The sequence below is a fragment of the Thermomonospora umbrina genome, assembly GCF_003386555.1.
In the GTDB taxonomy this organism is placed as follows: domain Bacteria; phylum Actinomycetota; class Actinomycetes; order Streptosporangiales; family Streptosporangiaceae; genus Thermomonospora; species Thermomonospora umbrina.
This window is the reverse complement of sequence record NZ_QTTT01000001.1, coordinates 601,697-622,614: the sequence shown is the minus strand read 5'-3', so window position 1 is coordinate 622,614 and position 20,918 is coordinate 601,697. Positions and strand designations below refer to the sequence as shown.

General features: G+C 71.2%; 21 protein-coding genes. 18 read left to right on the top strand and 3 right to left on the bottom strand.

The features are described from left to right. Nucleotides 1-58: 58 nt before the first annotated feature. From DFJ69_RS02725 to DFJ69_RS02700, 6 genes are all read left to right on the top strand, one after another. A complete protein-coding gene (locus DFJ69_RS02725) occupies nucleotides 59-1,645 on the top strand; it encodes an FAD-binding oxidoreductase (protein WP_116021015.1) in 1,587 nt (528 codons plus the stop codon). Between the two features lie 2 nt (nucleotides 1,646-1,647). Further along, complete coding sequence (locus DFJ69_RS02720) at nucleotides 1,648-2,565, top strand: diacylglycerol/lipid kinase family protein (RefSeq protein WP_116021014.1); 918 nt, start codon at nucleotides 1,648-1,650, stop codon at nucleotides 2,563-2,565. A 76-nt stretch (nucleotides 2,566-2,641) separates the two neighbouring features. Continuing rightward, nucleotides 2,642-3,505 carry a hypothetical protein gene (locus DFJ69_RS02715; protein ID WP_147312189.1) on the top strand — a complete coding sequence of 288 codons (864 nt, stop codon included), beginning with the start codon at nucleotides 2,642-2,644 and terminating at the stop codon, nucleotides 3,503-3,505. Nucleotides 3,506-3,628: 123 nt separating this feature from the next. Beyond that, complete coding sequence (locus DFJ69_RS02710; RefSeq protein ID WP_116021012.1) at nucleotides 3,629-5,182, top strand: metallophosphoesterase family protein; 1,554 nt, start codon at nucleotides 3,629-3,631, stop codon at nucleotides 5,180-5,182. A 225-nt stretch (nucleotides 5,183-5,407) separates the two neighbouring features. Then, a complete protein-coding gene (locus DFJ69_RS02705) occupies nucleotides 5,408-5,935 on the top strand; it encodes a DUF4234 domain-containing protein (protein ID WP_116021011.1) in 528 nt (175 codons plus the stop codon). 87 nt (nucleotides 5,936-6,022) lie between these two features. Next, the gene (locus DFJ69_RS02700) at nucleotides 6,023-7,681 is read left to right on the top strand and encodes a bifunctional 3'-5' exonuclease/DNA polymerase (protein WP_116021010.1); all 1,659 of its coding nucleotides are present in this window, start codon (nucleotides 6,023-6,025) and stop codon (nucleotides 7,679-7,681) included. Nucleotides 7,682-7,691: 10 nt separating this feature from the next. Here DFJ69_RS02700 and DFJ69_RS02695 read toward each other — a convergent pair whose 3' ends face one another. Then, nucleotides 7,692-8,375, bottom strand: coding sequence for an SGNH/GDSL hydrolase family protein (locus tag DFJ69_RS02695; RefSeq protein WP_116021009.1), 684 nt, complete (start codon nucleotides 8,373-8,375; stop codon nucleotides 7,692-7,694). Further along, on the bottom strand, nucleotides 8,372-9,802 hold the full coding sequence (locus DFJ69_RS02690; protein ID WP_116021008.1) for a DHA2 family efflux MFS transporter permease subunit: 1,431 nt from the start codon (nucleotides 9,800-9,802) through the stop codon (nucleotides 8,372-8,374). The genes DFJ69_RS02695 and DFJ69_RS02690 overlap by 4 nt, the downstream gene beginning before the upstream one ends. A gap of 156 nt (nucleotides 9,803-9,958) precedes the next feature. Between DFJ69_RS02690 and DFJ69_RS02685 the strand changes: the two genes are divergently transcribed. From DFJ69_RS02685 to DFJ69_RS02665, 5 genes are all read left to right on the top strand, one after another. Then, nucleotides 9,959-10,594 carry a TetR/AcrR family transcriptional regulator gene (locus tag DFJ69_RS02685; RefSeq protein ID WP_245973956.1) on the top strand — a complete coding sequence of 212 codons (636 nt, stop codon included), beginning with the start codon at nucleotides 9,959-9,961 and terminating at the stop codon, nucleotides 10,592-10,594. A 519-nt stretch (nucleotides 10,595-11,113) separates the two neighbouring features. Continuing rightward, nucleotides 11,114-11,560, top strand: a complete 447-nt coding sequence (locus DFJ69_RS02680; RefSeq protein WP_116021006.1) for a hypothetical protein — start codon at nucleotides 11,114-11,116, stop codon at nucleotides 11,558-11,560. Nucleotides 11,561-11,576: 16 nt separating this feature from the next. After that, nucleotides 11,577-12,128, top strand: a complete 552-nt coding sequence (locus DFJ69_RS02675) for a phage tail tube protein (RefSeq protein ID WP_116021005.1) — start codon at nucleotides 11,577-11,579, stop codon at nucleotides 12,126-12,128. Beyond that, nucleotides 12,128-12,436: a hypothetical protein gene (locus DFJ69_RS02670; RefSeq protein ID WP_116021004.1), complete on the top strand. Its 309-nt coding sequence runs from the start codon at nucleotides 12,128-12,130 to the stop codon at nucleotides 12,434-12,436. The genes DFJ69_RS02675 and DFJ69_RS02670 overlap by 1 nt, the downstream gene beginning before the upstream one ends. Before the next feature lie 92 nt (nucleotides 12,437-12,528). After that, the gene (locus DFJ69_RS02665) at nucleotides 12,529-12,798 is read left to right on the top strand and encodes a hypothetical protein (protein ID WP_211328490.1); all 270 of its coding nucleotides are present in this window, start codon (nucleotides 12,529-12,531) and stop codon (nucleotides 12,796-12,798) included. An 831-nt stretch (nucleotides 12,799-13,629) separates the two neighbouring features. Here DFJ69_RS02665 and DFJ69_RS02660 read toward each other — a convergent pair. Further along, on the bottom strand, nucleotides 13,630-14,070 hold the full coding sequence (locus DFJ69_RS02660) for a helix-turn-helix transcriptional regulator (protein WP_170177521.1): 441 nt from the start codon (nucleotides 14,068-14,070) through the stop codon (nucleotides 13,630-13,632). Between the two features lie 226 nt (nucleotides 14,071-14,296). Between DFJ69_RS02660 and DFJ69_RS02655 the strand changes: the two genes are divergently transcribed. The 7 genes from DFJ69_RS02655 to DFJ69_RS02630 all read left to right on the top strand — a co-directional run bounded on the left by DFJ69_RS02655 (nucleotide 14,297) and on the right by DFJ69_RS02630 (nucleotide 20,900). Continuing rightward, on the top strand, nucleotides 14,297-14,542 hold the full coding sequence (locus DFJ69_RS02655; RefSeq protein WP_116021002.1) for a helix-turn-helix domain-containing protein: 246 nt from the start codon (nucleotides 14,297-14,299) through the stop codon (nucleotides 14,540-14,542). Nucleotides 14,543-14,772: 230 nt separating this feature from the next. Next, on the top strand, nucleotides 14,773-15,036 hold the full coding sequence (locus DFJ69_RS02650) for a WhiB family transcriptional regulator (protein WP_116021001.1): 264 nt from the start codon (nucleotides 14,773-14,775) through the stop codon (nucleotides 15,034-15,036). Nucleotides 15,037-15,311: 275 nt separating this feature from the next. Next, nucleotides 15,312-15,908, top strand: a complete 597-nt coding sequence (locus DFJ69_RS02645) for a hypothetical protein (protein ID WP_170177520.1) — start codon at nucleotides 15,312-15,314, stop codon at nucleotides 15,906-15,908. Next, nucleotides 15,905-16,120 (top strand): helix-turn-helix domain-containing protein, encoded by a 216-nt coding sequence (locus DFJ69_RS34060; protein WP_170177519.1) that lies wholly within the window; start codon nucleotides 15,905-15,907, stop codon nucleotides 16,118-16,120. The genes DFJ69_RS02645 and DFJ69_RS34060 overlap by 4 nt, the downstream gene beginning before the upstream one ends. A 100-nt stretch (nucleotides 16,121-16,220) precedes the next feature. Further along, entirely contained in the window at nucleotides 16,221-18,596 is a 2,376-nt protein-coding gene (locus DFJ69_RS33645; protein ID WP_147312188.1) for a phage tail family protein, read from the top strand. 48 nt (nucleotides 18,597-18,644) lie between these two features. Beyond that, nucleotides 18,645-19,793, top strand: a complete 1,149-nt coding sequence (locus tag DFJ69_RS02635; RefSeq protein WP_116020999.1) for a siphovirus ReqiPepy6 Gp37-like family protein — start codon at nucleotides 18,645-18,647, stop codon at nucleotides 19,791-19,793. A gap of 99 nt (nucleotides 19,794-19,892) precedes the next feature. Continuing rightward, the gene (locus DFJ69_RS02630) at nucleotides 19,893-20,900 is read left to right on the top strand and encodes a phage distal tail protein (RefSeq protein WP_147312187.1); all 1,008 of its coding nucleotides are present in this window, start codon (nucleotides 19,893-19,895) and stop codon (nucleotides 20,898-20,900) included. The last annotated feature ends 18 nt before the right edge of the window (nucleotides 20,901-20,918 follow it).

Genomic DNA, 20,918 nt, shown 5'->3' with positions numbered 1-20,918 from the left:
TCAGAGGAACATCGGCGAGACCGGAGGTGGCGCGGTGGCGGCTCGGGAGCCCCGGGACATGGCGTGGAACGGCTGGGGCGATCCGGCCGCGGCGGCGCCGCTGCCCGACGCGGTGACCGGCCTGCTGCGCGACCTGCTCGGCGTCCGTCCGTCCCCGACCCCGCAGGTCGCCCTCGAACGGGTCGAGGTCCGCGACGTTCGGCTCGGCGACGACGACGTCGCCGCGCTGGCCGCGGCGGTCGGGGGCGGGCACGTCCGCACCGACGCCGAGGCCCGCATCCGCCACACCCGCGGCAAGTCAACGCCCGACCTGCTCCGCATCCGCGCCGGGGAGACGGCCGACGCCCCCGACGCCGTGGTGCTCCCCGGCTCCCACGACGAGGTGCTTGAGGTCCTCCGGGTCTGCTCCGAACGGCGCATCGCGGTCGTCCCGTTCGGCGGCGGCACGTCCGTCGTGGGGGGTCTGACGCCAGACGGCGAGGGTTTCACCGGCGTCATCGCCCTCGACCTGCGCCGTATGGACGCCCTGGTCGCGGTCGACCCCGTCTCCCGCACCGCCACGTTGCAGCCCGGGCTGCGCGGCCCTCGCGCGGAGGCGCTGCTCGCCGAGCACGGCTTCACGCTCGGACACTTCCCGCAGTCGTACGAGTGGGCCACGATCGGCGGGTTCGCCGCCGCGCGCTCCAGCGGTCAGGCGTCCGCGGGCTATGGGCGCTTCGACGAGATGGTCGTCGGGCTCACCGTCGCGACCCCCCGGGGCACCCTGGAGACGGGCCGGGCCCCCAGGTCGGCGGCCGGCCCGGACCTGCGCCAGCTCGTCCTCGGCTCCGAGGGCGCGTTCGGTGTGATCACCTCCGTCACGGTGCGGGTCCAGCCCGTGCCGAAGACGACGTCGTACGAGGGTTGGCGCTTCGCGTCGTTCGGGGAGGGCTCGGCGGCGCTGCGGCGGCTGGCGCAGGGCGGGTCGCTGCCCGCGGTGCTGCGCCTGTCCGACGAGACCGAGACCGCCATCGGCCTGGCCAAGCCCGACCGGATCGGCGACGGCTCCGCCTCCGGCTGTCTGGCGATCGTCGGCTACGAGGGCGAGGCCGCCGACGCCGCCGAACGCAAGGCGCGGATCCGGCTCGCCCTGCGCGAGGCGGGCGGCGAGCTGCTGGGGTCCGAGCCGGGGGAGGGCTGGGAGCACGGCCGCTTCAACGCCCCGTACCTGCGCGACGCCCTGCTCGACGTGGGCGCGTTGGTGGAGACGCTGGAGACCGCGACCTTCTGGTCCGCCGTCCCTGCGCTCTACGAGGCCGTCCGCGAGGCCCTCACGACCACGCTGAACGACGAGGGCACGCCCCCCGTGGTCATGTGCCACATATCGCACGTGTACGCGACCGGCGCGTCCCTGTACTTCACCGTGGTCTCCGCACAGGGGGAGGACGCGGTGGCGCACTGGCGGCGGGCCAAGGACGCCGCCTGCGACGCCATCATCGCGGCGGGCGGCACGATCAGCCATCATCACGGGGTGGGCACCGACCACCGCTCCTGGTACGCCACCGAGATCGGCCCCCTGGGCGTCGACGTGCTGCGCGCGGTGAAGGAGAGCCTCGACCCCGCCGGCGTCCTGAACCCCGGCGTCCTGCTGACCCCCCAGAGGTGACCGTGCGCTCCTTCACCGCCGTCGTGAACCCGTCCGCGGGCGGTCCCGGCTCGGGCTCGGCAGCCGCCGCGCTGCTGCTTCGGCTGACCCGGCTGCTGCGGGACGCGGGGGCCCCGGTGGACGTCGAGTACAGCCGGGGCCTGGAGCACGCCGCCGAGCTGGCCCGCACCGCCTCCGGCGCGGGACGCGTCGTGCTCGCCGTCGGCGGCGACGGCATGGCCGGATGCGTGGGCGGGGCCCTGGTGGGGACGGACGCCGTCCTGGGCATCGTCCCGGCGGGTCGCGGCAACGACTTCGCCCGCCAACTGGGCCTGCCCTCCGATGCGGAGGCCCTGGCGAGGATGCTGCTGGACGGCGAGCCCCGCCCCGTGGACGCGCTCGAGGCCAACGGCGTGCCAGTCCTCGGCAGCGTGTACGCCGGCGTCGACGCACTGGCCAACCACTACGCCAACGAGTCACGGCTGCTGCGCGGCGCGGCCTCGTACTACGTCGGCGGGGTCCGGGCGGCGATGACGTGGCGGCCGGTCCACTACCGCGTCACCATCGACGGCACGCCGCGCGAGATCGAGGGCTTCACCGTCGTCGCGGCCAACTCGGGCTACTACGGCTTCGGACGCCACGTCGCCCCGCAGGCTCGGGTGGACGACGGGCTGTTGGACGTCGTCATCCTCAAACGGGCGCCTCGCCTGCTGTTCTTCCAGATGATGCGGGAGCTGGCGGACGGCTCCCACGTCAGGCGCCCCCAGGTGGAGGTGCTGCGGGGCCGCGAAGTGCTGATCGAGCAGGTCGCGCCGGACGCCCGACCCCCGTTGTACGGTGCCGACGGTGAGCTGCCGGGTCGTCTCCCCGTGAAGGCCCGGGTGCTGCCCGGCGCTCTCCGGATCCTCCTCCCGACCGGGGACACACCCGATGAACGGTGATCAAGGTCACGCAGAGGGCCGTCCGGCCTGGACAAGCGCTCTGGTCAGGGACACTATGGGCGCCATGTCTGGCGCGATGTCTGACGCGAATCCGCTGCCCCGCGTGGGAGAGGTCTTCTTCGACGACCGGGGCGAGGACCGCGCGCTGCGGCTGAGCTGGCACCCGGACGCCCAGGTGATGGTGGTCAGCATCTGGAACGGCGGGGTCTGCAGCGGGACGTTCCGGCTGTCGGCCCGCGACGTGCCCGGCTTCATCGAGTCCATGTCGCAGGGCCTGCCGTCGTCCGAGCCCCGTGGCCGCCGCCACGCCGGTCCCGAGCCCGGCCGCCCGGACGGGCAGCCGCAGCAGGCCGGGCCGCCCCCGGAGCACGACGACGGCCCCGGCCCGACCACCCAGGCGCTGGACGCCCTGCGGAGCCTGTCGTCGCCCGGCTTCGCCCCCGCGCCCGCCCCCGCGCCCGCGCCCGGCTATCCGCAGCAGCCGCGCCACCGGCAGCCGCCCTCCCCGCAGCCCGCCCCCGCTCATGAGCAGCGACCGGCTCAGGATCCGCTCGTCCGCGACCAGTGGGCCGCGCAGGAACGCCCCTACGGCCGTCCGCAGGACGTGCCCATGCCGGACCAGCCGACCCGGTACCGACAGCCGCCCCCCGATCACCATCGGCCGGAGGCGCCCCCGTACCCGGGCCGGCAGGCCCCCGGGCCCCATCCGCAGGGCCCTCAGCAGCCCCGGCCCCCGATGCCCGGCCCGAACGGCGGACAGCACCGGCCCCCGTACCGGCCCGAGCAGCCCCCACGTCCCGAGCGACCGGAGCGTCCCGAGTGGCCCGCCGGCGATCCGGCGCAGGAGGAGCCCGGGCAGAACCGCTTCCCCATGACGGGCGAGTACGAGCGACGCCCCGGCGGCCACCGCGAGCCGCCGCGCCGTCCGGGCCCCAGATAACGCCGGAAGGGCCGAACACTCGGGCATTCGGGCATCCACCGGACGCTCTCGCCGTGGACAGTTGACGGTGCGGAGCCGTTCCCGGGAAGGTGGCGACGTCCCCCGTCCCCCGGAGGTTCGCCCATGCTCGCCGATGACGAGATTTCCGTGCCCGAAGCGGTGCCCGACAGCTCCCGGGTCTCCGAGGCCGGGGCCGGATGGCGGTGCGCCGAGGAGGGCCGCTTCGTCGACCTGCTGCCGCCGCCCGGCGAGGTCGAGCCGTTCTCCTGGCGACATCCCGGGGTGCTGTGGCGGTCCCGCAACGATCTGGTGGCCAAGCTGTTCGGCGACCCGAGCCACGACATCCGGCGGGCCTGGGTCGAGGCGCTGCGCAAACGCCGCGCCGACGTCTCGTTCACCATGGAGCGGCCGGACGAGGCGTTCTCGTTCCTGCTGGTGGGCGACACCGGCGAGGGCGACCGGTCGCAGTACGCGGTGGTGCCGCCGATGCTGGCGGCCGGCGGCGACACCGACTTCATGGTGGTGTGCAGCGACGTCATCTACCCCGGCGGCGACGCCGCCGACTACCGCAACAAGTTCTTCCGGCCGTACGCCGGCTACCCCGCGCCGATCTACGCGATCCCCGGCAACCACGACTGGTACGACGGGCTGCGCGGGTTCATGCGGGTGTTCTGCGACGTGAAGGGCGAGCACGACCCGCCTCGGCGCCCCGGTCCGCGCGGTCTCCTCGCGCGGCTGCTGTGGCGCGACCCCGGCCCCATCGACGAGACCGCGCTGCTGCGGGCCCGCGACGAGCACCGCGGCGACGACCGGCAGCGCGCCGTCCAGCCCGCCCCGTACTGGGCCATCGACTCCCCGTCCCTGCGGATCGTCGCGATCGACACCGGCATCACCGGCGGCATCGACCGCGACCAGGCGGCCTGGCTGCGCGAGGTCTCCGCGGGCCCCAAGCCGAAGCTGCTGATCACCGGCAAGCCGCTGTTCGCCGACGACCGCGTCAAGCCGTGTCCGATCGAGGGCGAGCCGGCCGGGAGCGGGGGCGTGCACGACATCGTCGCCGACCCCGCCCACCATTACGTCGCGGTGGTCGGCGGCGACATCCACAACTACCAGCGCTACAGCCGCACGCTGAAGGACGGCCGCACCATCGAGTACGTGGTGTCCGGCGGCGGCGGGGCGTTCATGCACGCCACGCACACCATCCCCAAGACCACGCTGGTCGGGGAGGACGACTTCCGCTGCTACCCGCTGCGCGGCGACTCCCTGTCGCGCTACAGCCAGTTGTACGCCCGGTGGCTGCGGATGAAGTGGCTGGCGCTGACCCCGCGGGACGCGGCGGCGGCGATCGTCCACCGGCTCGGTGTCGACCCCGTCCGCGAGAACGTCCGCGGCGTGCGGCCCTCATGGCGCGCGCGGCTGGTGGCGGCGCTGCTGGGCGTCCCGTCCGGACGGCGGCGGCGCCGGTCGCGCCGGTCGCTCCGACTGCCGGTGCGGAAGCTGCCGCAGCACTTCCGCTCGGAGTTCGCCGACTGGGACCGTCCGCCGTTCTTCAAGAACTTCCTGCGGATCGAGGTCGCCCCGGACGCGCTGACCCTCGCCTGCCACGGCGTCAGCGGCTGCCGCGAGCAGGAGGACCGCCCGCCGTGTGAAGACCAGGTGACGATCCGGCTGCGATGAGCGACACCCGCCACGGGATCACCCGTCATTCGTGACAACAGGGAGACAATCGCCCCAGAGTTCGGGGCATGCCCGGTATGTCTGCTGTACGGTCATGGGCACATTGGTGGCCGACCAGCCCCGGTCGCCATCTCGCTCACGTGCCCGCACCGCGGAACGGGGGGGCGTGGTGGGGGACGGCAGGCCACGAAGACGTTGTCCCCAACCCCCGGGAGAGACTCCGACATGGGTTACCCCCAGCAAGGCCAGCCCCCGCAGCACCCGCAGCAGGGCTACCAGCAGCAGCAGCCGTACCCGCAGCAGCACGGCGGCCACGCCCCGGTCCCGGCGCAGCACCACGCCCAGCCGGCCGGCGGCGGCTACAACATGAAGAAGCGCAACATCATCGGCGTCTGGCTGGGACTGCCGATCATCACGCTCGGCATTTACAGCATCGTGTGGTTCTTCAAGATCCACAAGGAGCTGGCCCAGTACGACCGGCGGATCCCCGACCAGTCCACCGGCGCGCTGCTGGCCGTGCTGTTCGGCTGGATCACCCTCTACATCTGGCCGCTGATCGTCTGGATCAAGCTGGCCGACCACATCCGGCAGGCGCAGCGCGCGGCGGGTCTGCAGCCGTCCTGCAGCACCGGGCTGGGCATCGTCCTCGGCATCCTCGGCTTCGGATCGCTCTACTACCAGATGGAGCTGAACAAGGTCGTCGACCGCTACGGCGACACCCCGCCGATGCAGCAGGTCCCCCTGTACGCCTGACGTTCGCGCAGGACCCCGTCGCGGAACCCCGCCCACCGGCCTCGGCCCCGGCGGGGTTTCGTCGTATCCGGGCAGCACAATGGGCTGATGCGGATGGCGGTCACGGGACGGGCGGACGGCGGGGGAGCGCTGCGCCCGCTCACCGACGACGGGGTCCCCGCCGGTCCGGCCGCGCCGGTCTCCGACCTCGCCGCCGCGATCGACGCCCGGGAGCGCTCGGACGCGCCCCGCTGGGTGTGGTCCGCGACGTCTCGGCTGTACCCCCGCCTGCTCGCGTCGGGGGTCCGGGTCGCCCGATGCCACGACGCCGAGCTGGTCGAGACCCTGCTGCTCGGCCATGCCGGACGGTACGGGGAGCCCCGTTCCGTCCGGGCCGCCTGGGCCAGGATGCACGGCGCGCCGGTGCCCGCCGACGAGCCCCCGCCCGACGACACGGGCGCGCAGCCCTCCCTGTTCGATGACGGCGCGCCCGGCGACGACCTGATCGGGCTGGACGAGCTGGACGAGTTGGTGGCCGTGCACGCCGACCAGCTCCGACGGCTGTCCGGCCTCGACGGGATGCCGTTGCTGGCCGCCGCCGAGTCGGCCGGGGCGCTCGCCGCCGCCGAGATGGGTCACGACGGGCTGCCCTGGAGCGCCGAACGACACGACGCGCTCCTCACCGAGCTGCTGGGGCCCCGGCCCGCCCCCGGGCTCAGGCCCCGCCGGCTCCAGGACCTCGCCGACCGGATCGGCGTCGCGTTCGGCGGCGGCCGGCCGGTCAACCCCGACTCCCCGGGCCAGATCGTCAAGGCGTTCGCCGCCGCCGGCCTGCCGGTCGCGTCCACCCGCGCGCACGTGCTCAAGCGCATCGACCATCCGGCGGTGCCCCTGCTGCTGGAGTACAAGGAGCTGTCCCGGCTGCACACCGCGCACGGGTGGGGCTGGCTCGACACCTGGGTGCGCGACGGGCGGTTCCGCACCGAGTACATCGTCGGCGGCGTGGTGTCGGGGCGTTGGGCGACCCGGGGCGGCGGCGCCCTCCAGATCCCGCGCGTCCTGCGCCGGGCGGTCGTCGCCGACCCCGGCTGGTCGCTGGTCGTGGCCGACGCCGCCCAACTGGAGCCCAGGGTCCTGGCCGCGCTGGCCGGTGACCGCGCGTTCGCCGCCGCGGCCGCCGAGGGCGACCTGTACGCCGCGCTGTCGGACGTGTTCGGGGGCCGCGAGGACGCCCGCGACAAGGCCAAGATCGCCCTTCTCTCGGCGATGTACGGCGGCGGCACGGGCGAGGCCGTCCAACTGCTCGCCGTCCTGCGCAACCGCTTCCCCGCCGCGCTCGGCTACGTCGAGGCCGCCGCCCGCGACGGCGAGGCGGGCCGCCTGGTGCGTTCCCGACTGGGCCGCACCTGCCCGCCGCCGTCCGCCGCCTGGCGCGACCTCACCGCCACCGACGAGGACGACCGGGCCGGCTCGGCGCTGCGCAGCCGGGGCCGCTTCACCCGCAACTTCGTCGTCCAGGCCAGCGCCGCCGACTGGGCGCTGACCCTCCTCGCCCTGCTGCGCACCCGGCTCGCCGACCTGCCGGCCCACCTGGTGTTCTTCCAGCACGACGAGGTGATCGTCCACACGCCCGCCGAGCAGGCCGGGTTCGTGGTCGAGGCCATCGCCGAGACCGCCGAGGAGGCCGGCCGTCTGGTCTTCGGCACGACCCCCGTCGTCTTCCCCATCGAGGCCGCCGTCGTCGACGCCTATGGCGACGCCAAGTGACGCCGGTGGTTCAGCGGTTCAGGCGTGCGGACAGGGTGCGGAGCGTCGTGGCGGCGGCGATCGCGTGGCCGCGGGCGTTCAGATGCAGGTGGTCGGAGGCGTAGATCCCGGGGTCGTCCCCCGCCGGATGGTCGGCGAACGCCGCGAACAGGGCGTCGTGCCGGGCGGCGACCTCGGCGGTCACCTCGGCGAGGGCCCTGGTGCCTCGGCGGACCGCGTCGGCGTACTTCGGCGGGACGAGTCCGGCCCGGGTGATGTCGAACAGGCCCAGCAGGAGGACGTCGGCCCCGGTGGCGCGCAGCGCGGAGACCATCGCCGTCAACTCGTCGCGGACCGCCTCCGGGTCGAAGCCGGGCCGCAGCATGTCGTTGCCGCCGCCGATGACGAAGGCCAGGTCGGGCCCGAACTCCAGCGCCGCGTTCAGTTGGGTGGCGCGGATCTCGGCGGCGAGCAGGTTGCGGCGTCCGAGGTTGGCGGCGGTGAAGCCGGGTGTGCCGGACGCCAGCGCCTCCTCGACGCGTTCGGTCCACGACAGGTCGCGGTAGGCGTCGTGCGGCTCCCGAACACCCTCGGCGATGCTGTCCCCGATCGTGATCATGCGCCGCCACGGCGCTCCGGCCAGCAGCTCGGCGGCGTCGGCCGCCGTCAGCACGTCCGGGTCGGTGCTCTCGCTGTACGTCATGGGCGCGGTCATGCGGCCACCTCTTCCTTGGGGGAGTTCTGGGCGGGGGCGTGCGGCGCCCGTACCGTGAGCCAGAGGCCGGTGAGCGCCGCCGCCAGCGCGGCGGTCGTGCAGAACGCGTACACGGCGAGGTAGTCGTCGAGGGCTGCGGCGGCGGGCATCAGCGCGGCGAACGCGGCCAGGCCCAGCGCCCCGCCGAGCTGGCGCGCGGTCGTGTTGAGGCCGGTCGCCCCCGCGAACCGCAGCGGCGAGACCGACAGCGCCGCCGCGCTCGACGTCCCGGTGGTCACCATCCCCATGCCCGCGCCGGCCAGCAGACCCATCGGCAGCCACAGCGTCAGGAACGCGGGCTCCTCCGACAGCCGGGTCATCGTCCAGACGCCGGCGAAGACGATGATGAGCATGCCGCCCGTCACCGCCGGCCGGACCCCGAACCGGCCGGTCAACCTCCCCATCACGATCGCCGCCGCGGTCGCGGTGAACGCCCCGGGCGTCATCGCCAGGCCCGCCTTGGTCGGCGAGTAGTCCCACATCTCGATCAGCACCAGCGTTCCCACGAGCAGCCACGGGTACAGCGCCGCCCCGTACAGCGCGGAGGCCAGGTTGGCGACCGCGAACGTCCGGCTGCGCCACAGCGAGATCTCCAGCGCCGGGACCGGGTGCCGCGCCGAACGCCACAGGGCCGCCGCCACCATCGCCGCCCCGGCGGCGAGCACGCCGATCGTTCGCGTGTCGCCCCAGGCCCACTCCTGGGTCTGCGTCACGCCCAGGGCGATCGCCCCGACCCCGCCGCCGAGCAGGACGGTGCCCACCAGGTCGGGCACCCTGGCGCCGGCCGCCGCCGTGGCGGCCGTCCGGGGAAGGCGCGCGGCGCCCGCCAGCATCAGCAGCCCCACCGGCACGTTGATCAGGAACAGCGCCCGCCAGTTGAACGCGTCGACCAGCACCCCGCCCAGACTCGGCCCGACGGCCGCCGCCGCCGCGCCCGCCGCGCTCCACAGCCCGATCGCGCCCCCGCGACGTTCGGGCGCGGTGTCGCGCAGCAGGAGGGCCAGCGAGGCCGGGATCATCGCCGCCGCCGCGGCGCCCTGCAGCCCGCGCGCCACCAGCAGCGTCGGCAGGTTCGGGGCCAGCGCGCAGGCCAGCGACATCGCGGTGAACGCGCCGACGCCGAGCAGGAACAGCGAACGGCGGCCGATCAGGTCGGCGAGCCGGCCCGAGGGGGCCAGCAGCGCCGCGAACGCCACGAAGTAGATCGTGATCACCCAGCTCAGCGCGGCCACCGACGCGTCCGGGAAGTCGCCGCGCAGGTCGGGCACGGCGAGGTTGGTCACGGTGGAGTCGAGCATCGCCAGGAACGTCGCCCCGGCCGCGAGCACCGGCACGCCACGACGTCGGGTGGACGCCGGGGACGCGGGGGCCGCGGTGGTATCCGCCATCAGTGCCTCCAGAAAACTATACGAACGGTCGTACTTTCTTCTGGACCGACCCCTCCCGTCAAGCCCGTTCCTCGAAGGGGCTGCTGTGTTCGGGGCCGCCTGAGTAGCTCAGCGCGGACGTTGACAATGCACGAACGGTCATGCAGATTGTTGGTCATGACCCAGACCGACGGCCGGATCCTGCGCGGCGAGCAGACCCGGCGGGCCATCCTGCGGCGGGCCGCCGACATCGCCTCGGCCGAGGGCCTGGAGGGCCTGTCCATCGGCCGGCTGGCGACCGAGCTCAACATCAGCAAGAGCGGCGTCTTCACCCACTTCGGCGCCAAGGAGGAGCTCCAGCTCGCCACCGTCCGCGCCGCCGTCGAGGTCTTCACCGAACACGTCGTCAAACCCGCCCTGGCGACCCCGAGGGGCCTCGGCCGCGTGGTCCGGCTCGTCGAGATCTGGCTCACCTACATGGAGCGCCCGATCTTCCCCGGCGGCTGCTTCTTCTACTCCGCCGGCGCCGAGTTCGACGCCCGCCCCGGTCGCGTCCACGACGCCATCGCCCACGCCCAGCGCGACTGGCTCGCCTTCCTCGAACGCTGCCTCACTCAGGCCCGCGACCTCGGCGAACTCCACGAGGACACCGACGCCGCCCAACTGGCCTTCGAACTGGAGGCCCTGGCCCGCTGCGGCGGCGCCCAGGCCCTCCTGTTCGACGACCCCACCACCTACGACCGTGCCCGCCGCGCCGTCAACACCCGCCTCCGCACGGCCGCCACGGACCCGTCCACCATCACCGGGCCCTGATCCCCGCCTTCTCGATCCAACGTTTTGCGCGCTCGGCCCGGGTTCTGCGGCTGAGCGCGCGTTCCGCGGCCCCGGCTCGCGGTCGGTGACGGTGTCATGGGCGGCGGAGCCGTTCGCGCCTCACGGTCGTCGCCGGTCGCCTTCCCGCGCGGGTGGGCGGCGTTCGCAAGCATGCGCCAAGCGCAGCGGTCCGACTCCTTTCCGTGTCCCCCGGGGCGAAGTCGTCGCATGACCGCGGCGTCGTGGTCCAGTCAATTGAGCGGTCGCGGGAAAGGCGTCACTCTGCATATCGAAGGTGGTCCTTCTGTTGCGGAGTGGCCGCCGTGCAGCCGTCGACCATGATGCCCGGTCGGCGGCTGCGCCATTTCCGGGCGAGCGGCGGGCTTTAACCCAGTCAATTGTCCGGAGCGGGAAGGGCCGTCACGATGACTGAAGACGGTGGATTTCTGGCGATCCGGCGTCGAGGGTCCGATCGAGTCGTCGGCGGGTCCTTTCCCATTCCTTTCCAAGGAGGCGCTTGTGGTCAACACGATGGTCCCGACGCCGGCGCTGGCCCCGGTGGCGGAGGTGTTCCCGGACGCCGAGGCCGTCGTCGGGGCCTACCTGACGGGACGGCCGGAGCTGGCGAACGTGCCGGTGGGCGCGACCCCGCCGACCGGGCACGACGGCACCACCCCCGCGGTGGTGCTGATCCGCGACGGCGGCTCCTACCGGGAGGACGAGGTCCTCGACGACGCACAGGTCAGGATCGAGACCTACGGGCCGACCCCGACGGCGGCGCACGAACTGATGCGCACGGTGCGCGCGCTGCTCGCCGGGATCACCCACGTCGTCTATTCCGGATACGCGGTCTCCGGCCTTTCCGAGGAGATGGGATTGCGCGGGCTCCGCCGGCTGACCGATCGCGGTGATCCGGCGAAGACCCGTTACGTCCTCAATATCCGACTGCTCATCCGAGTCCAGTAGAATCAGGGAGAACACAATGGCAGGATTGAACGCGACCGAGATCCGCGTGGCCGGCAACGGCCGGGTGCTCATCGCCGCCAAGAACACCGACATGGCCCTTCCGGGCACCGCGCTGGCGGCCGGTTGGAAGGACCTCGGCTACACCACCAACGACGGCATCAAGTTCACCAAGAAGGACAAGCTGGACCCGGTCGACGCGTGGCAGAGCCAGGCCGCCGTCCGGTTCATCCAGAGCGACCGGGACCTGACCGTCAAGTTCCAGTTGATGCAGGTGAACGTCGACACCCTGCCGTTCGTCATGGGCTCGGGCATCACGCCGCTCACCCCCACCGACGGCGTGACCAAGTACGACATCGCGCCGTCCTCGGAGCCCGTCGAGTTCGCGCTGGGCGTGGAGTTCCAGGACGGCGACACCACGACGCGCTTCTGGGTCCCGCGCGCCATCGTCACCGACATGGACGAGGTGCAGTTCGCCAAGAACGCCCCGGTCAAGCTGGGTGTCACCATCAACGCCATCGCCACCGACGCCACCCCCGTCAAGCCCCTGGCGAGCTGGATGGCGGCCTGATGACCCGATACAGCGTCAACGCGGCCCGCGCCCAGCGCCTGGAGGCGCTGGGGCACCGCTGGGACTTCGAGATCGACGGCGAGTCGTACTCGCTGCCGACCGAGCTGTCCCACAAGGTCGTCCAGCGGCTCGCCGAGCTGGATCCGTCCGACGTGGCGGGCATGATGGAGCTGCTGCTCGGCCCCGAGCAGTTCGAGCGGTTCCAGCGCCACGAGGTCAGCGTTCAGGACGTTCAGTCCCTGGTCGAGGCCTACGGGCGGGAGTCCGGGATGTTCCCGGGGGAAGAATCGGCCTCGACGGGCTCCTGACCGAGCACGCCGAGGCGATCGAGGCCGACCTGCTCCGGTACTACGGGGTCGATCTCCTCGATCACCATCGCGGCACGCTGTCCGCGCGGCGGGTGCGGGTCCTCATCCAGCACCTGCCGCGTGACAGCGCGTTCGTGCGCGCCGTGCACGGCGAGGACGCCGAGTGGGGCCTGAACGAGCACCTGATGGCCGCGGTGGTCGATCACCTGGCGATCGGCAACTGGCTGTTCACGTCGGCGCATCTCCCCGAGGACGAGTCGCCTCCCGAACAGCCGAGACCCGTGCCTCGGCCCGGGATCGAGGAGGATCCCGTCGAAGAGGCGACACCGGACGACCTGGCCCGCTTCTTCTCCGGGCTCTGAACGGGCTCTGGGCCGGCGGCGCCCATCCGTGGGCGTCGCCGGGTCCGGAGCCGCCGGGGATGGGCCGCCACGCATGCTCGGCGGCGGGCCCTTCCCCGGCTTCCCCGGCACTCCGGGGCTCAGGGGTCCTCCGGCAGGACCCCTGAGCCCCGAGCCACACCCGCTTCACCTCGCTCGCCGGCTCCCTGTACCTCGGATCGACGCTCCGACCCGGGTTGTGCTCCCTTCGGGTGCCGCCTCGGCAGGACCCGTCTCGACGGGTCCGAGCCGAGGCGGCGTTCCGGTAGGGCGGCGTTCCGGTAGGGCGGCGTTCCGGTAGGGCGGCGTTCCGGTAGGGCGGCGTTCCGGTAGGGCGGCGTTCCGGTAGGGCGGCGTTCCGGTAGGGCGGCGTTCCGGTAGGGCGGCGTTCCGGTAGGGCGGCGTTCCGGTAGGGCGGCGTTCCGGTAGGGCGGCGTTCCGGTAGGGCGGCGTTCCGGTAGGGCGGCGTTCCGGTAGGGCGGCGTTCCGCCGAGGCGGTGTTGCTCCCGGTGGGGCGTCGTTCGGTCGGATTGTGCCGTTGGGGTGGTGCGTTGCCATGGCGGTGTTCCGGGCGGGCACAGTTCTTCGGTGGGGCGACGTCTTGGTCGGGTGATGACCCGGCCGGCGGCGTCCGGCCGAAACCGTTCGGCCCAGGAGCGTTCAGGAGGCTCGGCGTCCGGGGCCGCGTGCGCAGGCGGACGGAGGAGCCCTCCCGGCCGACGACGGCGGTTGCTGTGGAGGCCGGGATGGGGGGAGATGCGGGTCGCCGGGGGTCGTTCACGCGAGGGAACGGGAGCGTCCGGTGGTCTGTGGTCAGTGGTCGGAGAGCGAGTTCAGGCGGGATCGCACGTCCTCCCATCGCTGGATCCGGAGCCGCCGCGCGGTGCGGTCGTGCGGCGGCGCCTCGGTCTCCACGGCCAGGACGATCAACCGCAGACCACCGGACACGTCCACGACCGCCGAGTCGAACAACTCGTACCCGGTGATCTCTTCACGGATCCGGGTCGGCAGCCGCATGGTCCACTCCTCGTCCTCGGGTGCGTCGTGGCCACTGATCTCCAGCGGCTGGCGGCCCTCCCTGAGGGCCTCGAACGAGCCGGGCGCCCAGCGCAGCGCCTGTTCGACCAGGGGCCACTTGGTGGGCCGGCCTCCGATCCGACCCGCCTCGATGTTGCGGATGGTGGTCTCCGAGACCCCGGCCGCGGCGGCGAGATCGCGCTGGCGCAGTCCGAGTCGCACGCGTCGGGTGGCCACGGCGGTTCCGATGCTCGCGTGGCTTGGCAATGGCATTGCCTCATTCTGTCTCAGGCCGCCGTCAATCCGTGGGCAAGATGCCGGAAACGATGTTCATCGACGGATCAGACTCCGGGCACAACCCGCAGGTTGGCGACGTGACCGAACAGTGATGTGATCATAGTCACCGATCCTTGGCCGGAGAAAATAGTGACGAAGATCCCGATATCTACCTAAATTTGACGCCGTGAAACAACAACGCTTTCTGCAGGTGGACGGAGATTCCTTGCGGAGGCTCCGTCTGGGCCACCGGCTCAGGCAGGCCGACCTGGCCTCTGTGGCCGGTATCGACACCTCGTACCTGTCGCTCTTGGAGACCGGCAGGCGGAGGCGGGCATCGCTGGCGGTGGTCCAGCGACTGGCCGAAGCACTCGCGGTTGACATGACGGAACTTGGCGTCAACGAACAGCAGTTGCAGCGCGAGGGGGAGTGATCGACGGTGGCCGCACCCCATGCCCGCCCGCCGTCCCGCGCCCCCGCCCCCGCTCCCCGGCCCACACCCTCGACACCGTCCCGCGATCCGGGACGGTGACGAGCACGTGACGCCGCGCCCTCCGGTCGTACGGCCGGAGGGTCACCGGACAGGCCACGGGCGGACGGGCCGCCACCCTCGCCCGAGGCAGCACCCCGCGTCCCCATCCCTTCCGGACATGAGGAGCAACCATGACCCTCGTCACCCCCGCCCCCTGGCACGAGCGGGCCGCCTGCCGTCAGGCCGATCCCGAGATGTTCTTCGCCCGCCCGGCCGATCGTCCCGCGATCGAGGCGGCCAAGCGCGTCTGCTCGGGCTGTCCCGTCCGCGAGGAGTGCCTGCGGTACGCCTCCGAGCACGACGACCTGGAGGGCATCTGGGGCGGCACCACCGAACGCGAACGCCTCGCGGCCCGCATCCGCCACCGCTTGGCCCACTCGCTCACCGCCGTCTGACCGCTCTCCGTTCGTTCACGGTTCGGCGAGTCCCCTCCAGGGGCCGGCGGCCGGAAGCCCCGCAGCCGACGCCTCGGCGAAGCCCGCTTCCGACGCCGAGGCGGGACTCGCCCGGAACGACGCCGTTCCCGACCGCCCCTCCCGGGGCCCGTGCCCGCAGCGGATCTTCCCGTCGCCGAGCCGCACGTGCCGCCGGCCGATACCCCTGACCTGCGGCTCCGCCGCTCGAACGATCTCGATCCGCCCACCACCGTCGTGAGTTCGTGAGGAGTTCCATGTCCCCCTGTCCGGGTCCGTGCAACAGCCCCCGTCACCGTTCGCGCCGCCCCGATGGCGCGCCCGTCGCCGGGGAGCCCATCTGGTGCCGACGCTGCCAGTCCCTGGTGCGCACCCGGCTCGCCGAGCTCGACGACGCCGCCGCCCGCCTGAGCGGCGCGCTGGACCAGCGGCGCCGAGGCGGCTCGGAGAAGGTCTCGGGCACCCGAGGCCGCCCGTCCCCCTCACCCGTCGTCGACGACCTGGACGAACTCCTGCAGACCCTCCTCGGCTGGGAGGACGCCTACCGCACCGCGCGCGACTTCGGCCCTCGCCCCCGCCGGGGCCGCTACGCCCCCACCCTGGCCGGCTGCGTCGCCTGGCTCGGAGCCCACCTGGACGGCCTGCTCACCTTCGACGGCGCCAGGGACTTCGGCGAGGAGGTCCTCACCCTCCACCGCCGCCTCACCTCCCGCACCTCTCAGGACGCCCCGAGCCGCCGCGCCCCGTCCCGCCCGTGCCCGGCCTGCGACCTGCTCACCCTCACCCACGACCCGGCGACGAACGACCTCCACTGCCGAGCCTGCTCCTGGTCCTCCGAGTCGAGGGCGTCGTGAACGACCTGAGCCGAAGCTTCCTCACCGTCCCCCAGGCCGCCGACCGCGTCGGCGTGGGCCCCGCCACCATCCGCCAGTGGATCCACCGAGGCCACCTCACCGCCCTCCGGGTCAACCGCCGCGTCTACATCCGCGAACTCGACCTCCTCAAAGCCGAACGCGCCACTCGCCACCGCGCCGGCACCCGAAGACCGACCTTGATGCCTGAGTAAGCCGCATGGAGCTGCCGGATGGTGAACGGTCCGACTTGCACACCGGCGAGTACGCGCCCGCGATGTCGGTGATTTAGAACGCGCCACCGTTGAGGCGAGAGTGCAACGCGACGCCGTGGCCTTGGGAACTATTTCCTGTAGCGATAAAGCAGAACGGATTACTGTAGTGGTCACAACTGTTGAAGCGATAGAGAAGGCATCCAAGTATAATATCAACTGGCTTGGAAGTGTACGCGAGGCGGTCTATAAGCTGAGAGATGCGCAAGCCTCTTCGAAGGCATCGCCATTCAATCTGCAAAACTTTTTCCAGTCCTTTGTCGCCACCGGTTTTTCGGTGGCCGCGCTCGGCGTGTCCATAAGGTCGCTGGGAAACTCAAGTAAATCTTTGGAAATCTCCCAGAACACCTGGGCGAGAAACCTGGAGAAGGATGAAAATCCTGGAAAATTCAAAAGTATTGAGGAGGCGAAGTATAAACTCGCACAAGAGATCAAAGAAGAATGGGAGAAGCAAAAGGCGTCGCTTCAAACATCCGGCGCCTCCGGAGGCCAAGCCCAGGCGGGCCAGGCGCCCGGGCAAGGCGTTGGCAACAGTGTTGTCGCCACGGTCGTCGCCGAGATCAAGGGCAAGGAGGCGGAGCTCGTTGCAGCGATCAATAGTGCCCTCACGTCGAAGGATATCGGCAAGGGTGTCGCGGAAAAGATGGCAACCAAGATCAAGGGCGATTTCACTGCAAATGCGACCATTGTCGGAAAGTTGCGCGATGGAATCAATGATGCAATCACGAAAGTAAACGACGTCGGCTCAGGGTTGGCCGAAAAGATCGCGCAAAAGATCGCCGAAGAATTCCCTCGGCAGCAGAGTAAAATTGCCGAGGGAATCAGCAAGGTCATCGGTTTTGTTGGGAATGACAAGACGCTTCTGCAGAAATCTAATGACGTCGGCCAGGCGATCATGTTGCAGGTGGCCCGATCCATCTCCCAGGATGGTTCCAAGGCTGGCCAGGCGATGGTGAAGGGCATCAACGGCGGACTGAAGTCCGTATCCGACAACGTCGAGAACTCCGGTCGCCAGGCGGCCGGCTGGCTGGTCGCCGGCTTCAATACCGAACTCGAGGCGCGCAAGGCCAGGCTCGGCACCACCCTCGACCAGAAGCTGCGGGCGGCCTTCAATTCGGCCGCGAACTCGGTGCGCGGCGCCGGGACGAAGATCGCTCAGAACATCGTGAGCGGTCTGACCCTCGGGATCGGCGAAGGCCGGCAGCGGGTCGCGCGCTCGGCGTTGAAGCTCGCCGACAGCGTGATCGACGCGGTACGCCGTCAACTCCAGGAGAAGTCGCCCTCGCGGGTGATGATGCGGTCGGGCCACAACATCGGTGACGGCCTCGCCCAGGGAATGGACCAGCGCCAGGCCAAGGTGAAATCCTCCGCCAAGAGACTGGCCAACGTGCAATCCTCCCTCATCGGCTCCAAGCCTGCGGCCACCAAGGCCGGGCGGCAGATCGGCGACGCGCTGGCCTCGGGTATCAGCTCATCCCGGGGAAAGGTCGCGTCGGCGATGCGGTCGGTGACGCAGCCCGTGGCCTCCGGGGCGAAGTCTGCAGCGACAGGGATGAAGCCGCTGCAGACGGAAATGCAGAAGACCGCAAACGAGGCGACGAAGTCGGGCAAGAAGGTCGGGGACGCATCCAAGGGAATGAAGGGTCTCGGACCGGCCGGGAAGCTGGCTGGCGGAGGGCTGCGAGCGGTGGGGGCCGGATTCAATGCCGCCACCGGACCCGCCGGGCTGATCTTGACGCTGCTGTCGCCGTTCATCGCCATGCTCATCGACAGCGTCACGAAGTCCAAGACGTTCAAGAAGATCGTGTCGGGGGCGATGAGCGGGGTCTCCGCCTCGATCAAGTGGATCAAGAAGGCCGCGTCCGGAGTCTGGAACTGGATCAAAAAGAACTGGCCGCTGCTCCTGGGGATCCTGCTCGGGCCCTTCGGCTACGCGATCGGCAAGATCATCCAGAACTGGGACAAGGTCAAGGCCAAGCTCGGCGAAGTGTGGGATGCCCTGAAGAACGGAGTCAAGGCGCCGATCAACGCGGTCATCGACGCGTGGAACAGCCTGGACTTCAGCATCAGCATCAAGATCCCGTCCTGGGTTCCCGGCGTCGGCGGCAAGGGCTTCAGCATCTCCGACCTCTTTCCCGACATCCCCCGGCTCGCCGAGGGAGGGCTGGTGCGGAACCGTCCCGGCGGGACGCTCGCACTGATCGGTGAGGGCGGCGAGGACGAGTTGGTGGTGCCGTTGTCCAGGTTGAGTCATGTGATCGCGCCCTCGTCCAGAGGCCTGGCCCGGCCGAGTCCCGGTGAGGCCCGGGGGCGGCGGTACGAGTTTCATTTTCATGGGTCCGTCAAGGACCCCGAGGAGACCAGTCGGCAGTTCGCGGCGAAGTTGCGGGCCTGGGAAGTGCTCAATGCGGTGCGGTAGGCGCGGTGCGCGAGGTGTCGCGGTGGCGACCGGTGAGGGGGTGGCGTGATGGACGCGTGGCGGGTGCTCGTTCGCGGGGCCGGCCGGGAGTATCTCGGGGAGATCACCACCGACCACGAGTTGGAGGTCATCGACCGGCATCTCGCGGTGGGGTCCTGGAAGATCACCGTCGGGGCCGGCGGGAAGGACGCCGAGCTGCTCCGAGAAGGAGCCGGCATCGTGCTGATCCGGGACGGGGAGATCGCGTTCTCCGGGCCGACGCAGCTCTTGGAGCGGGTCCACAACGCCGACGAGGGCGGCATCGGGACGCTGACCGCGTCCGGACCGTGCGACATGGCGTGGCTGAGCCGGCTGGTGTGGCCGCAGGCGACCGCGATCCCGGAGACCGGGACGACGTTCGCCGCCGACGCGTGGCGGTACGGGTCCGCGAACGCGGAGACGGTGTTGCGCACGCTGGTCGACCAGCACGCCGGGCCGGGCGCCCCGGTGGCGTCGCGCCGGGTGCCGGGACTGGTGCTGGGCACGAACGGCAACCGCGGTGAGAGCGTCAGCGCCTCGTCCCGGTTCGGGTCGCTGTTGGAGACGATGCTCGACGTCGCGGCGCGCGGCAAGGTCGGCTTTCAGGTGCGGCAGCGGCACGACCACAACCTGGAGTTGTCGGTCTACAAGGGCGAGGAACGCCCGGGGGCCCGCTTCTCGATCGGGCTCGGGAACCTCCGCTCGTACCAGTACACGATCAACCCGCCCGAGGTGACGTACGTGGTCGTGGCCGACCAGGCCGAGGGCACGGCGCGGCGGTTCTTCGGCTTCGACCGGCCGGACCTGCTGTGGCCGGGGCTGCGGATCGAGGAGTTCCTCGACGGAGCCGATCTCGGGTCCCCCCCGGACGCCGGCAAGGCGGACACGGCGGCGCAGGCGCGGCTCAACGAGGGGCGCGGCAAGGCCAGCGTCACCTTCGAGCCGATCGACACGTCCGCGGTGGTCCTCGGCCGCGACTACTGGAAGGGCGACCAGGTGACCGTCGAGATCGACGGGCAGCCGTACAAGGAGGTCGTCCGGGAGATCCACTACACCCGCAGGCCCGACGAGTACCAGGTGATCAAGCCGGTGGTCGGTCAGGACGAGGAGTCGCCGCGCATCTACGAACGGCTGGCGCGGCTGCAGCGCAGGGTTCACGGACTGGAGACGAGGCGATGAGATGAACCACGAATCGTGTCCTTCGAGGGCCGGCCGATCTCAGCGGGGATCGAGCCGGCCCTCTGCTTTCCCGATCAGAGAGAGGAGGCGGCACAGCCGATGACGGAGACAGAACCCCTCCCGCCGGCTCCGGAGGTCAGGCCGAGCCACCGTTCGGAGCTGTGGTGGATCGCGGCGGACGGCGAACGGGTGCCCCTGACGGGGGACATGATCACGTCCACGTCCGGGATCATCGCCCAGCGCGGAGTCCACGGGCTCGAGGCCCCGCCCGTCGACCTGCGGCTCGACGAACTGCCCCTGCTGGACGGCGCGGTCTTCCGGCACGTGCGCTCACCGGTCAGGGACATCTTCCTGCCACTCCTGCTGTGGGCCACCGACCGGGAGGCCATGGTCCTGCTCAAACGGCACCTCATCCACCGGATGAACCCGCGCAACGGCAGGCCGGGCACCCTCGAGGTCGTCGAGACGGATTCCGTCGGGGCGCGGACCAGTCGCTACATCGACTGCTTCTATGTGTCTGGAATGGAGGGGGAGGAGAAGGATGCCGCCGGGCTGGTCTATTGCAAGTTCGGCGTCAACCTCAAGGCCCCCGACCCGTTCTGGTACGGCACGGAGGTCGAGCTCGTCGACAACGTGAACGGCGACCCCCCGCTCCATTTCTTCACCGGTAAGCCGCGAGGGGCGGGAGACCACATCGGCGGCTCATTCCTGCCGCTGCATCTCTCCAAGCGGTCCGACCCGGACGGCAAGAAAATCATGTCCGTCAACGGGGACGTGGAGGCATGGCCGATCTGGATCGTCAAGGCGCACGGGGCGGACACGCTGCTCATCAAGCATGAGGGTACGAAGGAGCAGATTCTCCTGAAGCACCCGTTCGGCTTCGAGACCGACATCGTCACCATCGACACCCGACCCGGTCACAAGACGGTGTGGAGCCAGCGGGACAAGAACGTGTGGGAAAGGCTCGCGCCGGGATCCGAGCTGTTCTCGTTGGGCGAGGGGCAGAACAGCGTCCTTGTGGACTTCTCCGATAACAGCGGCGGCACCCCGGTACATATCGCCGGGACCGTGACCGTCAAGTACCGCCCCCGATACCTGGCCGCCTAGGCCGAAACGGAAGGAGCC

What these genes read in the sequence shown, in the direction of transcription:
- DFJ69_RS02725 (WP_116021015.1), top strand. Translation starts at nt 59, where the DNA reads ATGGCGTGGAACGGCTGGGGCGATCCGGCCGCGGCGGCGCCGCTGCCC.
- DFJ69_RS02715 (WP_147312189.1), top strand. Translation starts at nt 2,642, where the DNA reads ATGTCTGACGCGAATCCGCTGCCCCGCGTGGGAGAGGTCTTCTTCGAC.
- DFJ69_RS02710 (WP_116021012.1), top strand. Translation starts at nt 3,629, where the DNA reads ATGCTCGCCGATGACGAGATTTCCGTGCCCGAAGCGGTGCCCGACAGC.
- DFJ69_RS02705 (WP_116021011.1), top strand. Translation starts at nt 5,408, where the DNA reads ATGGGTTACCCCCAGCAAGGCCAGCCCCCGCAGCACCCGCAGCAGGGC.
- DFJ69_RS02700 (WP_116021010.1), top strand. Translation starts at nt 6,023, where the DNA reads ATGCGGATGGCGGTCACGGGACGGGCGGACGGCGGGGGAGCGCTGCGC.
- DFJ69_RS02695 (WP_116021009.1), bottom strand. Translation starts at nt 8,375, where the DNA reads ATGACCGCGCCCATGACGTACAGCGAGAGCACCGACCCGGACGTGCTG.
- DFJ69_RS02690 (WP_116021008.1), bottom strand. Translation starts at nt 9,802, where the DNA reads ATGGCGGATACCACCGCGGCCCCCGCGTCCCCGGCGTCCACCCGACGT.
- DFJ69_RS02685 (WP_245973956.1), top strand. Translation starts at nt 9,959, where the DNA reads ATGACCCAGACCGACGGCCGGATCCTGCGCGGCGAGCAGACCCGGCGG.
- DFJ69_RS02675 (WP_116021005.1), top strand. Translation starts at nt 11,577, where the DNA reads ATGGCAGGATTGAACGCGACCGAGATCCGCGTGGCCGGCAACGGCCGG.
- DFJ69_RS02670 (WP_116021004.1), top strand. Translation starts at nt 12,128, where the DNA reads ATGACCCGATACAGCGTCAACGCGGCCCGCGCCCAGCGCCTGGAGGCG.
- DFJ69_RS02650 (WP_116021001.1), top strand. Translation starts at nt 14,773, where the DNA reads ATGACCCTCGTCACCCCCGCCCCCTGGCACGAGCGGGCCGCCTGCCGT.
- DFJ69_RS02645 (WP_170177520.1), top strand. Translation starts at nt 15,312, where the DNA reads ATGTCCCCCTGTCCGGGTCCGTGCAACAGCCCCCGTCACCGTTCGCGC.
- DFJ69_RS02635 (WP_116020999.1), top strand. Translation starts at nt 18,645, where the DNA reads ATGGACGCGTGGCGGGTGCTCGTTCGCGGGGCCGGCCGGGAGTATCTC.
- DFJ69_RS02630 (WP_147312187.1), top strand. Translation starts at nt 19,893, where the DNA reads ATGACGGAGACAGAACCCCTCCCGCCGGCTCCGGAGGTCAGGCCGAGC.